The 12911-nt window shown below is 32.4% G+C and carries 19 protein-coding genes; 13 read left to right on the top strand and 6 right to left on the bottom strand.

Annotated elements, in window-relative coordinates; genetic code table 11:
- Positions 1-415: 415 nt before the first annotated feature.
- Entirely contained in the window at positions 416-544 is a 129-nt protein-coding gene (locus tag D9842_RS26280; RefSeq protein ID WP_257536008.1) for a hypothetical protein, read from the top strand.
- 215 nt (positions 545-759) lie between these two features.
- Entirely contained in the window at positions 760-2079 is a 1320-nt protein-coding gene (locus D9842_RS07765) for a SpoIID/LytB domain-containing protein (protein ID WP_121662036.1), read from the top strand.
- A gap of 84 nt (positions 2080-2163) precedes the next feature.
- Here the strand turns inward: D9842_RS07765 and D9842_RS07760 are convergent, their stop codons facing one another.
- The gene (locus tag D9842_RS07760) at positions 2164-2391 is read right to left on the bottom strand and encodes a hypothetical protein (protein WP_257536007.1); all 228 of its coding nucleotides are present in this window, start codon (positions 2389-2391) and stop codon (positions 2164-2166) included.
- Positions 2392-2661: 270 nt separating this feature from the next.
- Between D9842_RS07760 and D9842_RS07755 the strand changes: the two genes are divergently transcribed.
- The 3 genes from D9842_RS07755 to D9842_RS07745 all read left to right on the top strand — a co-directional run bounded on the left by D9842_RS07755 (position 2662) and on the right by D9842_RS07745 (position 4688).
- Positions 2662-3120 carry a hypothetical protein gene (locus D9842_RS07755; RefSeq protein ID WP_121662034.1) on the top strand — a complete coding sequence of 153 codons (459 nt, stop codon included), beginning with the start codon at positions 2662-2664 and terminating at the stop codon, positions 3118-3120.
- Positions 3121-3307: 187 nt separating this feature from the next.
- On the top strand, positions 3308-3973 hold the full coding sequence (locus D9842_RS07750) for an HAD family hydrolase (protein WP_121662033.1): 666 nt from the start codon (positions 3308-3310) through the stop codon (positions 3971-3973).
- A 106-nt stretch (positions 3974-4079) separates the two neighbouring features.
- Entirely contained in the window at positions 4080-4688 is a 609-nt protein-coding gene (locus D9842_RS07745) for a transglutaminase-like domain-containing protein (protein WP_121662032.1), read from the top strand.
- Between the two features lie 112 nt (positions 4689-4800).
- On the opposite strand, the gene D9842_RS07740 is transcribed toward D9842_RS07745, so the two are convergent.
- Entirely contained in the window at positions 4801-5289 is a 489-nt protein-coding gene (locus tag D9842_RS07740) for a spore coat protein (protein ID WP_121662031.1), read from the bottom strand.
- A gap of 231 nt (positions 5290-5520) precedes the next feature.
- Between D9842_RS07740 and D9842_RS25765 the strand changes: the two genes are divergently transcribed.
- The gene (locus tag D9842_RS25765; RefSeq protein ID WP_162987245.1) at positions 5521-5703 is read left to right on the top strand and encodes a hypothetical protein; all 183 of its coding nucleotides are present in this window, start codon (positions 5521-5523) and stop codon (positions 5701-5703) included.
- Positions 5704-5775: 72 nt separating this feature from the next.
- On the top strand, positions 5776-6255 hold the full coding sequence (locus D9842_RS07730) for a hypothetical protein (protein WP_121662029.1): 480 nt from the start codon (positions 5776-5778) through the stop codon (positions 6253-6255).
- A 110-nt stretch (positions 6256-6365) separates the two neighbouring features.
- On the opposite strand, the gene D9842_RS07725 is transcribed toward D9842_RS07730, so the two are convergent.
- A complete protein-coding gene (locus D9842_RS07725; protein ID WP_121662028.1) occupies positions 6366-7010 on the bottom strand; it encodes a hypothetical protein in 645 nt (214 codons plus the stop codon).
- Positions 7011-7300: 290 nt separating this feature from the next.
- On the opposite strand from D9842_RS07725, the gene D9842_RS07720 reads away from it, so the two are divergent.
- Positions 7301-7651, top strand: coding sequence for a VOC family protein (locus tag D9842_RS07720; RefSeq protein WP_121662027.1), 351 nt, complete (start codon positions 7301-7303; stop codon positions 7649-7651).
- A gap of 171 nt (positions 7652-7822) precedes the next feature.
- On the opposite strand, the gene D9842_RS25760 is transcribed toward D9842_RS07720, so the two are convergent.
- Positions 7823-7999 carry a hypothetical protein gene (locus tag D9842_RS25760; protein ID WP_162987355.1) on the bottom strand — a complete coding sequence of 59 codons (177 nt, stop codon included), beginning with the start codon at positions 7997-7999 and terminating at the stop codon, positions 7823-7825.
- A gap of 225 nt (positions 8000-8224) precedes the next feature.
- On the bottom strand, positions 8225-9178 hold the full coding sequence (locus D9842_RS07715; protein ID WP_121662026.1) for a hypothetical protein: 954 nt from the start codon (positions 9176-9178) through the stop codon (positions 8225-8227).
- A 223-nt stretch (positions 9179-9401) separates the two neighbouring features.
- On the opposite strand from D9842_RS07715, the gene D9842_RS07710 reads away from it, so the two are divergent.
- The 5 genes from D9842_RS07710 to D9842_RS26270 all read left to right on the top strand — a co-directional run bounded on the left by D9842_RS07710 (position 9402) and on the right by D9842_RS26270 (position 12077).
- The gene (locus D9842_RS07710) at positions 9402-10382 is read left to right on the top strand and encodes an NAD(P)-dependent alcohol dehydrogenase (RefSeq protein ID WP_121662025.1); all 981 of its coding nucleotides are present in this window, start codon (positions 9402-9404) and stop codon (positions 10380-10382) included.
- Positions 10383-10639: 257 nt separating this feature from the next.
- Entirely contained in the window at positions 10640-10861 is a 222-nt protein-coding gene (locus D9842_RS07705) for a superinfection immunity protein (protein ID WP_257536006.1), read from the top strand.
- A 197-nt stretch (positions 10862-11058) separates the two neighbouring features.
- Positions 11059-11508 carry an inner membrane protein YiaA gene (gene yiaA / locus D9842_RS07700; RefSeq protein WP_121664984.1) on the top strand — a complete coding sequence of 150 codons (450 nt, stop codon included), beginning with the start codon at positions 11059-11061 and terminating at the stop codon, positions 11506-11508.
- A 45-nt stretch (positions 11509-11553) separates the two neighbouring features.
- Positions 11554-11817, top strand: a complete 264-nt coding sequence (locus D9842_RS26275; RefSeq protein WP_232273407.1) for an NAD-dependent epimerase/dehydratase family protein — start codon at positions 11554-11556, stop codon at positions 11815-11817.
- Positions 11736-12077, top strand: coding sequence for an SDR family oxidoreductase (locus D9842_RS26270; protein WP_257536005.1), 342 nt, complete (start codon positions 11736-11738; stop codon positions 12075-12077). The genes D9842_RS26275 and D9842_RS26270 overlap by 82 nt, the downstream gene beginning before the upstream one ends.
- A gap of 327 nt (positions 12078-12404) precedes the next feature.
- Here the strand turns inward: D9842_RS26270 and D9842_RS07690 are convergent, their stop codons facing one another.
- A complete protein-coding gene (locus D9842_RS07690; RefSeq protein WP_121662024.1) occupies positions 12405-12827 on the bottom strand; it encodes an SRPBCC family protein in 423 nt (140 codons plus the stop codon).
- Positions 12828-12911 lie beyond the last annotated feature (84 nt).

Below are 12911 nucleotides of genomic sequence, written 5' to 3'. Positions count from 1 at the left end.
AATCTAACCTCCATATTTAAAGAACACGAATGTGTCATAATAGCGGGTTCGGTTTTGAAGTACAAAATTAGTAAAAGCAGTACTGTTTAGTACGGTGATTTGCACTTGAATTAACAGATAACTTCATAAGCAAAAAAGCTTGGAACATTGTGTCTCCAAGCTTTTTTTACGTTATCTAGCACTGTATAGTGAAGCATAAACGTAAAAATTCCGTTTAAATTGGAAAATACCAATATTCGCCACAAAATAAAAGGAGTTTTTCCGCTTATATGAACATAATCTTTAGATTTAGTTATAAATATAGAAGTTAAACGGAATATATCCGCTTATTTCGGCTTTTTAAGCACCTAATATATACCTTAAGCGGAATTTCTCCGCCTATTAATTGAAGCAACAAAAGGAAGACTTAAAATCTTTGTTGAAACAAAATATATTAAAGCAAAAAGAAACCATTAGAGCTGTGGCTAACAAGGTGGAAACTACTGTGGAAGATGCGAATGAGCAAGTTCAAGAAACGATTGAGGATGAAGAAAGAGCTGATTAATAAACAAATGGTTATAAATAAGTTAGTTCAAATTTTATTAATTTTTAGTTGAAATAGGACAATTAGAGTGTTAATTGGGCTTCTTTAGGATTCAAAGTGCGTTTTCATAAAACGTGCTTTTTTCGTATTTACATATACCCTATAAATGACGAATGATTTAATAAGTAATTATAAAGACAGAATACGATTACCTGAACATAAGAATACTAAAAGCTATGAAACGTATAATCTTACTGTTGCTATTTGTATTTATATATTCTAATCATGAAAATGTCTATGCGAGTGAACTATTAAAGATAAAGTTAAAAAATTACATAGGAGACAAAGAGGAACTGACAATACAGGTCAAAGGTAGATATACAACAATGAATGGTATTGAAGAGTTTAGAGAAGGAGCTAAATTCATAGTAACTGCAAAAAAAGGTTCTATTTTATTGACAAATCAAAATGAAAAACTAACATTTAAAGATTCCTTAGTATTAATACCAGATCAATATGACCAAGACCATATTATAACAGTGAATGATAAAAAATACCTTGGTGCAATGGAATTTATGATTGAAGATGGTAAATACATCAGACCTATTAATCAAATCCCTATAGAGGATTATTTAAAAGGTGTTGTTCCGTTTGAGGTATATCCCTCGTGGAAGCTAGAAACCTTAAAGGCCCAGGCACTTGCTGCCAGAACGTACACTATGACACATATGGACAAGGAAATGGATGATACCATTCAATTTCAAGTCTATGGAGGGTATGAGTGGTTCGAACGGGCTTCAAAAGCAGTTGAAGAAACAAAAGGTGAAATCATTACATTTGAAAATAAGCCCATCAATGCTTATTATTCGGCAAGTAACGGTGGTGTTACTGAGAACAATAAGAATGTATGGGGAGAAACAGCAAAAGCTTATTTTCCAATAAAGAAAGACCCGTACGATCCTATTCAACCATGGACACTTACTTTACAGAAAGAGCAGCTATTTTTGAAAAATATAGGCGCTTCTAAGATGACTTGGTGGGATATGTTAGAAGAAAAAGATCCTTCTATAGCAGAACCCATGAAAAACAGGCTGAAGAAACAAGGTTTTGCAGGGGATTTAAAAATCTTATCCATTTCAAATCTGGATATATTACCAAATTTAAATGAATCAAATCGTGCAAAAAAAGGTTCAATCAAAATAGAATTTTTAAGACGTTTAATCGAAGGAACCATTCTGTATGAAGTTGTTGAACTCAAAGATACGGAAATTGATCGAATAAGGCCTCTAATAGGAGGATCCTCCTTTAAAAGCTACTTAATTGATACATTTGAAGAACATGATCGTTATTATGTGATAAAAGGTAGAGGATTTGGTCATGGTGTAGGAATGAGTCAATGGGGCGCAAGTATAATGGCTGATAAGGGATACTCTTATAGAGAGATCATCGATCATTATTATCCAGGAACAACGATTAAGAAAATAGATGATATACAAAAGGACGAGGAGAAAAAAGGGGAGACGAGTAAGAGTAGTGAAGGCAATAGTGGAAGCTGATTTGTTCTAAACATAATCAAAGCCAAACTTCTCGGTGTGATCATCGAGAAATTTGGCTTCCTTAGATTGTAATGTATTCACTTCCTATTTTGGTTTCGTGAAAATTTTTCCATTATTTAATTCACACCAATCTTCTAATTCATCATATGAATCCTTATTTCCGTATTTCCCTAAAAAATCTTCTTTAGTTTCGAATACTTCCATTAAATCATTTTCTAGTAATGTGATCATTTGGAAAGGATTAAGATGGAAAACCTTAGAGACGGCTATTAATTCACCTATATGAACAGTGTTAGCGATGTCTTTCATCATTTCATCTCCTTTTTCAGTTAGAGATCTTTCATGTTTTTTACACGTACTTGTCGTTTCATTGTTGGTTAGAATAGAGCTTCCATCAAAGTAATGCAGAGTCGGGAAAAATTTACAAGATATTTGAATTTTAATAATAGTACCTCACTGGTATTATTTTCAGTTTTTATCATACTATGTGTTCCTTCACTAACTCGAATTTATTCAAGAAGCAAAGTAATTACGAATTATCAATGTATGATCGGGCATACTGATATAAAAAAAGGAATTATGATGATCTTACTATTTACTTCAATAATCATCTTTAATTTTGTAGCATTAAAATTTCACAAAATACCAGTCAAGAGCCGAATTGTAAGTATATGGACTTTTACAATAGCATTTCAGGTTCTATTTGACTTAATCATTGAATTTAAATTTCATGGGTATTGGTATTTTGATAAAGGAATTGAAGTGTTAGGATTCCTTGCTCATACTGTTTTAATTCCCCCAGTTAATGTGCTGCTACTAAGCTTTTACCCATATAAGAAGAATCTATTTAAGCAATCTTTTTATATGATCGGCTGTACAGTGGGGATTATGATTTACGAAGCAATAAGCTTACTTCCAGAACCTTGGGGGTTTTTCCATCTAGGTTGGTGGAACATATGGTATGATTTGTTTGTAGTCCCAATTCTTATCTTTATTTTGCTAGGCTATTATAAGTGGATTTGTAAGTTAGAAACTGTTTAGCGGAATGAATCGAAGTATTGTTACTCAATGACAATGATCTAAACAAGGAAGTAATTTTATCTATTATTTGGGGTCTTTCGCAAATGAGAGCGCTGTTCTATTATTAAGAACAGTGCTTTTTAATGTAACAATGAATGTGATTTTTTGGTAACATAAGATTACTAAGAGAATCAAGAGAGGAGTTAAAATGAATAAATATAAGATTATTTTATTTGATTTAGACGGCACACTTTCAGACCCCAAGGTAGGAATAACTAAATCCGTTCAATATGCGTTAAATAAAATGAATATTGTAGAGGGAGATGTAGATAAATTAGAGTGTTTTATAGGACCACCATTACATGTTTCTTTTTCTGAATATTACAATTTTAATGAAGTGGATACGCTAAAAGCGATAGAGTTTTATAGGGAGCGTTTTAAAGAGAAGGGTATGTTTGAAAATGAATTATATCCAAATATCCCCTTACTATTAAAATCTTTACGTGAACAAGGTTTTACTTTAGTTGTTGCAACTTCTAAGCCTACTATTTTTGCTGAGCAAATAGTAAAGTACTTTAAACTTGATCAGTTCTTTGAACTTATTGTGGGAAGTAACCTAGATGGAACAAGATCCTCAAAGGCTGAAATTATTCAATACATACTAGAAAAATATAATGAACATAAACTTGATGACTTTATCATGATTGGAGACAGGAAACACGATATGATAGGAGCAAATCATACTAAAATTGACTCAATTGGGGTTACTTATGGATATGGGTCATATGAAGAGTTAAGACAGACTAACCCAACACATATTGTAAAAAGTGTGGAAGAGTTAAAAGATATATTGATAGGAACTAAAGTGAAATGAAATGAAGAACATAAAATAGAAATAATAAGAATTCGAGTTAAAGAGTTTTGGAGCACATTTGATAAATAATTGTAATGAACATTCGATTTGGTCAGGAGTGATAATAATGAATATGATTTGTAAGTCTGAAAATATAAATGATTACTTACTAGAAATAAATGAAGTGAATTACTCTCATCCAAATATAAAAGAGAAAGTGAGTGAGCTTTTTCATGAATATCAGTCGGATATTGAAAAAGCAATAGTAGCTTTTGAATTTGTTCGTGATGAAATTTCTCATTCCTGGGATATTCAATCAAAACGAGTTACGTGCTATGCTTCTGAAGTATTGCAATTGAAAGAGGGAATTTGCTATGCAAAATCTCACCTCTTGGCGTCTTTATTGCGTTCACAGGGAATACCTACAGGGTTTTGTTATCAACGGTTGATGTTGTTTGATACTCCTGAGAAAGGGTATTGCATTCACGCTTTAAATGCTATTTTCTTAAAGTCAGTAAATAAGTGGATAAGGATAGATGCTCGTGGGAATAAAGAAGGAGTTAACGCCCAATTTTCAATTGAAGAAGAAAGACTTGCTTTCACAGTTAATGAAGAACTTGGTGAGAAAGATTATCCTATAATTTTTAGTAAGCCTCACCCCAAAACATTGATTGTTTTAGAAGAACATACAGATGCACTCGAGATGTACAAACATTACTTACCAGAAAGTTTGTAGGAATTCTCTTAATGCAAATAAAATTAGTTATTTTATCATCAATGTCACAATTTATTGAGTTTGTAATAGAGAGAAAGTGTAGGGAGTGATTCCCTACACTTTTTTCTTATATTTAAAGAATGTCAAGGCTAACGACTAATGATACTAGTATTTGCAACATGGCTTGAATTGAAATTGCAACATCCGTATCAGTTGTTGTTACTTTTATATCTTTAGAATTTTCTATAACAAGATTTTGTTTATTTATTTGTTTGATATCTGCTTCTTGGAGTAATTGTTGGGTGGCTTTTTCTGCACGGTCATTATCTGCGATTGTTAAGTTTACGACTAGAGCAATCGCTGCTTGTATGGCAATCTGTAAAGAGGCAGCTACTTGTGTATCAGTAGAAGTAACCTCTATATCACAAGAATCTCTAACTATAATTTTTTCAGACGAAACTTGTTCTGTTTCATTTACCTGATTACCACCTTGTGTACCGGCTCCATTGTCTTTAAAGAAGTTATCAGAACTTAAATCCAACACCTCTTGGTAAGAATCATTTTTGTTAGTATGACATGAATTTGAGTCTGCTGTTACCCATTCATATGGTTTAGCTCGCATGATTCATTCCTCCTTTCGGTGTAGTATATTAAATGTTTATTTAGACAAATCGTGTAGTATAAATATCTTGATATCTCGGCCCAGTTTTTTTATTTAGTGGTATTAATGGAATTATTGTTTGTGGGCTTACTAAGGGGACATGTTAGGTACAAGCTTTTTAGAATAATCGAAAAAACAAGGAATGAACTTCCAAAATTTAGGCAACCTAACATTATCATCTTAGGGAGGATTGTGTGTATACCAGAACAAGCATCCATCACATTACCTGAATTAGGAACTTTGTGGCTTACATATCAAGAAAAGACAATGATATTCCGAATGTTAGAGTATTTTATAGAAAAAGCAGATGACGAAAATGCCAAGGATATTATGACTAATTTGCATGCTGAGCTTGAAGTCAATGTTGGATCATGATTAAAAATGGTTGGATGGAAGAGCCACCTCAAATGGAGGATCGTAAAGAAAAGATGAATTGAGTGATAATGGGTGAGCAATAATAAGAAACCTACTAAACATGAGGCACTATTATGGAGTATTGCATTACCAGGGTTTGGTCAGTTCTTAAATAGAAGATACTATAAGGGAAGTATCTTTATCCTTTTGGAATTTCTTGTAAATGTATTTGCTAACTTTAACTTAGCGATTATCTATTCCTTTACAGGAGAAATACAGAAAGCCATTAATGTAACAAATTTTCAATGGCTTATGTTCTATCCTTGTTTATATATGTTTGCCATGTGGGATGCATATAGAGAAGCAGAAGGTGAAACAAATTCATATTCGTATCTTCCCTTCGTATTTGGTGCCTTTTTTGTAACAATTGGTTTAATTTATTCAACAAAATTAAAAATAATGGGGGTCCTATTGGGGCCCGTCATCTTACCAATTCTTTTTTTATTACCAGGTCTAACAGTTGGGCTTATCATCTATTATATTCTTTTAACAACTAAAGGTAAGAGAAAATGAACTGGTATAAGTTATCTTCTCCTAAAACTCTGAGACTCCTTTACTACATTGAGAAAAGGGGTCTTACATTTCTTGAATCTACACAATCCCTAAGATGGACTTTTACTTTTTCAATTATTAAATAAATTGTTAAAATTTGTATCTGAGCTTATATCAATGACTTTTTTCTGAATAAGATCGACTGCATATCGTCCATTAGTAGAAGAATGACCTGATACTAAGGTAGAATATCTTACAAGTATATAATCATTTATTGTTCCATCATATTCTACAAAGTTGTTTTTATCTTCTATTAATTCGTTTCTTTCACGCAAATATTTTTTGGTAAGAGAAATAGCCTGATGTTGTTCTTCTGTTGTTGCTGTATCTTGGATGGTTTGATCGTCAGTAGTATTTTCTTTCATTTTTTGATCTTCATTTTTGTTTACATCGATTTCCTCATCAGATATATTTTTCTCAGCCTCATCTTTTACATATGATTCATTGTTTTCATTTTGCATTACAGTGGAATCTTTATTTTCTTCATTTCTTTCCGTATCAACTGTCTTAAAGTGTGTTGAGTTTTCTGTTAATGCTTCGTTGGAATCACTTGTTTTTATATTTTTTGTTTCTGTTGTTGACTTTGATTGTAAAGTAGACTCTTGCTCCGTATCTTCTGTATTTACTTCGTTCACCTCGCCAGTACAACCGACGAGCAAAAAAACAAGCAATAAAAGGGCAGTGTGAGCATAATAAATCTTTATTAGTTTCTTCATTTATTTCCATTCCTTTTCAAAAAAGCAGCTTTTGGTAGGCATTTTCTAATTACCATTTTACATTTTACCATATTATTGAATTTTTAGCAGAAACTTGTGTAAGGAAGAAGTGATGTTAATTAGGGTAAAGAATTCAACCTGTAAAAGAATTAAGAATGGTAGGGAGCAGTTCAAATATTGAATTCAACGTATGCATATTCATAAGAAATTTATGATAAAAGTCAAATTAAGTAGAGGAAAAAGCCTATGATTATTGAAATGATAATAAAGCAATTTATTAGGAGGTTAAAATGAACATCTTTTCAAACAGTATTGGTGGTGTCTTTATTCCGGTTAGTAATATTGAAGCAGCACGTGATTGGTATTGTGATATTTTAGATTTGCCTACAGATGGAGAAATATTCTTTGGACATATTTATGTTCTTCCGTTAAATGGACCAAATATAGTACTAGATAGTAAGATTTATGCTCCAGAAAATAGATATAAGGTTCCAGCTTTTCAATTGCAAACGGATGATATAAATAAGTCATACGAATACTTGAAAGAAAAAAATGTTCAGACCACAACAGAGATCGAGAATGGACATTGGTTCAACTTTAAAGACCTAGATGGGAATATAATAATGGTTTGTAAAAATTAAGAATGCCAGTTTTGCTTTCATTTTCGATCGTCCAATGATCATTTATAAGAGTTTACACAATTTTGTGGTGGGTGATAGGGAGGTGTAAGGAATTTATTTTGTAACAAAAACACACCGAAATAGATAATTAAATCGGTGTGTTTTTGTGCATTCAATTTTTCAACTATAGCATCAATCTTCCTTTTTGCTAATTTCAACAATATCCAGTTTGTTTGAGATTTCTTTAAGAACAACATTCCGTTCTTTTTGGGCTTTTATAAGGCTAATGGCAAACCAAATGGTAAAACCAATAACTCCTATATAAATAATTCCTATAAATAATATCGGTAATAATGCTAAGGCTTCCATTCATATTAACCTCCAATCACATTTACGTTTCACCTTCAGAATATGGAAACAATCCTATAATTATGCATTTTACTTTCATTCAATGAGTATCCATTAAAGCTGTTTTAGGATGAATGAGAAAGAATTTTATACTTCTATAAAAATGAAAGGGATATTTTTAACTATCGAACTGTCGATTACGTCTCGAATCATTGTACCTGACTCACGCACTATTAACCTTTAAATCTACCATAATTTTCTAAAGCGAATATTCTGCTGATGATACTCGACTTCCAATGAATCATCAGCAATCGAAAGAACCTGTATTTTAATTTTATCCGGATGGTTTACCGGCTCCCAGGAAATATTTTCAGCATCGTCTACATTAAATGTAATGAGCTTTGCTTTCTCGTCATACTCCCAGCTACCATAATAAAATATTCCTTCTTCACCCTTAATTTCTCCCAAATTGGCTAAACCCGTTTCGGAAAAAAGGAATGACATATACTCATCCTCATTTGTATACTCCCATGAACCAGTCACCCGATTGTTAATTACCGTTGGATCTGCTTGTTTAACCGATACGTCTGATTGGATTTGTCGCTCTTCTAATAGATTAAAATTCCTAATGATTTTCGTATGAGGCAAATAGTCAATTTTCACTTTATCTCCTATAGAAAACCTCTCATGATGAGATAAAACATAGCTCACATTATTTATTTCAACTAAAGTATATGGAAGTGATTTTCGACCTGAAACCTCATCATAATGTGATACGTAGCCGGTCACAGTTTCTGTTTTGCCGAAGAGATAGGCTGGAAAATCAAGCAGAAAGGAACCTCCAATGGCAAAAGCTCCTATCGGGATTCCTAAAAAGATACAAGCCGCCAGCACCCAAGAGAAAACGTTAAAGAGCTTTTCTTTTACTATGCTTTTCCATTTTTGGTATGCTGACAATTTCCGCAGACTTTTTACTTTCTCGTTTCGCTTTCTTTCTTTATAACTATCCATTTTCTTCTTATAGGAAGGATCTGTCCTTAGACGATATTGTTTATACATCCCGTCCCAGACAATTTTCCAAAAAAATATCGCGAGGATTCCAATAGAGCAAACGGAGAAGGTTAGTAAATAGAACAAATAATAAGAAAAAAATGATGTCAATAACCATAATGCAATTAATGCAAAAAGTATGTATAACATTATACTCTCCTTTCTGTCTTTATTATAAAAGAAAAATCGGATGATGGATGATTTTTATAGTAGTTACCCAATAAATATTCCCTTTACCTTATCCAGGATTAAAGAGAATGATATGTATTAAGTTTCAGATTCAGTTCAGAACAGTTATAGTTATTGGATTATGGTCTAATTATTCGTAATAATCGTATCTTATTAAAGAATAAAACGAATATGAGGTGAGTTGATGAAAGCGATTGTGTATAGTAGGTACGGTCCCCCAGATGTCCTTAAAGTGAAACAGGTAAAAAAACCTATTCCAAAAGATAATGAAATTTTAGTGAAAGTAAAAGCCACAACTGTAACGGTTGCAGATATTCGGTCACGGAGTTTTACTGTTCCACCTGCTTTTTGGCTACCTGCACGGATAACGCTTGGTTTGAGACAACCCAAAAAAGAGATATTAGGAATGGAGTTAGCAGGAGAAGTTGAATCGATTGGTAAAAATGTTAAAAAATTCAAGAAAGGAGATCAAGTTTTTGCAGCGACCTTAACTGATTTTGGTGCTTATGCAGAATACAAATGTTTAAAGGAAGATGGACCTGTAGCTATAAAGCCGTCCAATATATCCTTTGGAGAAGCTGCAGCTATTCCTATTGGAGCTCGAACAGCATTGTATTTTCTTAGGAAAGCAGGTATAAAGAGTGGTCATGATGTCTTAGTCTATGGTGCTTCAGGTAGTGTAGGAAGCTATGCAGTTCAGATTGCGAAATATCTCGGAGCAAACGTTACAGGGGTATGCAGTACCAGTAATTTGGAGTTAGTAAAATCTTTGGGAGCTGATAAAGTCATTGATTATACCGCAGAGGATTTTGCTAATATAGACGAAACATATGATGTCATCTTTGAAGCTGTAAACAAGAGCTCTTTTTCAGTCTGTATTAAATTGTTAAAGAAAAACGGTACCTACATAAATGTCACTGATCCGCTACCGAATGCTCAAATGCTATGGACTAAAATGACTACCAACAAGAAATTATTGCTGAGCAGAAATTCACCTGAAACTTCAGAAGCATTAAACTTCCTTAAGGAACTTGTAGAAATGGGGAAATTAAAAGTACTTGTTGACAGATATTATTCGTTTGATGAGATTGTGGAAGCTCATAGATATGTAGAGAAAGGTCACAAAAAAGGAAATGTGGTTATAAATGTGGAAGATAATAACTAAGATTTACCAAAGTTTATGAAAACCTATAATAAGGGCTTCATAAAACTCATACTCATAAAGTTTTTCTATCTCCATAGTAAGTGAGTGTTTTTATCTAGGTTAATAGTATGATGTCTTTTATATTTAGTTATAATTAACTATATTATTTCCAATTCATTTATTTATAATACTAATGTATGCAGAATGCATAATTATGACAAGGGTATTAATTATTCACTATATAAGATGAACTAATTGCATGAGGGAGAGTTTACTTTTTGGAATTCATAAACATTTTACCTTTAATTTTAATAGGTTCTATTTATTTTATCCCAAGTTTCATAGCCAGTAAGAAAAACAAGTATAACAAAACACTCATTTATTTTATAAATATCTTCTTAGGCTGGAGTTTGTTCGGTTGGCTAGCTGCTTTATACTTAGCATTAAAAAAAGATCAACGTGATCATTTTTCAGAACATAATAAAGGTCTTCGTATGTAAAAGGAGTTATTTAATAATAGCAGGAAGCCTTTGAAAAAGTTTTTGACTCTGGATACGAGTATGATATGAATTGTTTATTCATTCCTCGTGTCAATTTGAGTTTAGTATCTATAACTCTAAAATATATTTATTTAAGTGGGTTATAGTATTTATAAAAGTATACGGGAGGGGTTACATTGTTAAACAATAAAGAAGGAATGCTAGAAAAAAATGAACCGGAGGAACATAAAATCGAAATAAAAAGAGTGGAGGGTGAGCCAACTGCTGCTTTCAAGGGGGCTTCTTGGTCAGCATTATTAATTGGTGTAACGGCTTATTTAATTGGCCTGTTCAATGCAACAATGCAATTGAATGAAAAAGGGTATTATTTTGCTATTTTAGTATTTGGATTATATGCAGCAATATCCTTGCAAAAGGCAGTAAGAGATAAAGATGAAGGAATACCTGTTACGAACATTTATTATGGTATTAGTTGGTTAGCATTGGTTATTGCAATATCGTTAATCGCAATTGGACTATACAATGCTACTAGTATCACACTTAGTGAAAAGGGTTTTTATGCTATGGCTTTTGCACTTTCTTTGTTTGCTGCGATTACCGTACAAAAAAATATTAGAGATACACAACGAGCAAGAGAAAGGGAATAATTGTGTTTACATGATTGAGTATTTTTAAAAGTAGGAGTGTTGTAGTTGAGGATACTTGTTACTGGTTCAACAGGTCATCTTGGTTCTGCTTTACTTAATCAATTAAAAGGTTCCGATTATAAAGTTAAAATAACTTCTAGAAATAAGCCTAAAGGAAATGAGCATTTCGAGTGGATTTATAGCGATTTATTTTCAGGTGAAGGCTTAGAAGAAGCAGTAAAAGAGATGTGGATGTTATTATTCACTCAGCTACAAGTCCGAATAAGCATACAAAGGTTGTTGAGGTTTCAGGTTTTAATGAGTTATTAAGAAGAGCAAAACACATAAAACATTTTATTTATCCTTCAATTGTTGGGATAGATGAAATACCATTAAACTATTATAAACATAAACTTGAAGCAGAAATTTTGCTGAAAAATAGTACGATCCCACATACGATTGTACGTGCCACTCAGTTCCACCATTTTATCGATGAATTATTTCTATCAAGATCTGTTCTTAAAAGATATATTGTTCCAGGTAACATTAAATGTCAAAGCGTGGATGTAAATGAATTTGCAATCATCTAATAGGTATAGTCGATAAAGGTCCTCAAGGTAAAATAGAGGATTTCGGTGGTCCTGATCTTGTAACATTAAAAGAAATGGCTGACTTAAAAATCAAAATAAATAACGAGAATAAGAAGGTGTTAAGCATATCTTTTCTAGGAAAACTTTTTAAGGCTTTTTCTGATGGGGAGAATACCAATTCTCTTCGGAAAATGGGCAAATTTACATTCGAGGATTATCTTAGAAGTAAAATTAAATGAGAAAATGGAGGTGTCTGTAGATCTATATTAATAACAGATACCCCACCTATAATTTTGAAGGATTAAAAGGGTTGAATAGAGATTTATTTTATTTGTTTGTTTCTACATATTTTTTAAAATTATTTAAGATCGCTTGCCATCCTTGCTGTTGTACCTCAATGGAATGACTAGTTTCTGCATCAAAAGTTTCAATTATTTCAGTTTCACCTGCTCTGTCCTTAAAAGAGATTCTTACTTTTCTGCCATCCTCCATTGTATAAGCGATTACCTCATGTAATTTTATTTCATCATAAACTCCACCAAAATCAAAGCCAAAGCTACCATCTTTTGCTTCCATTCTTGAAGTGAATTTTCCACCTTCTCTTAAATCGTTCTCAGCAAAAGGAGAGTGCCATTCATCTGAAGCAAAGTTCCATTTTGTAATATGTATTGGATCTGTCCAAAACGTCCACACCTTTTCAACGGGCGCTTGAACGTTTGTTTCTACTGTAATTTCCTGTTGTATTGTCATTTTATCTACCTCCTTTTAGGGTGTGATCACAAGTGTTTTTATACACAAACCTTTTTTATTATAAGTTATTTTAAAAAGAAAATC

The sequence above is a fragment of the Metabacillus litoralis genome (assembly GCF_003667825.1).
Classification (GTDB): domain Bacteria; phylum Bacillota; class Bacilli; order Bacillales; family Bacillaceae; genus Metabacillus; species Metabacillus litoralis_B.
The sequence above is the reverse complement of the archived record's forward strand: the minus strand, read 5'-3'. Positions and strand labels throughout refer to the sequence as shown.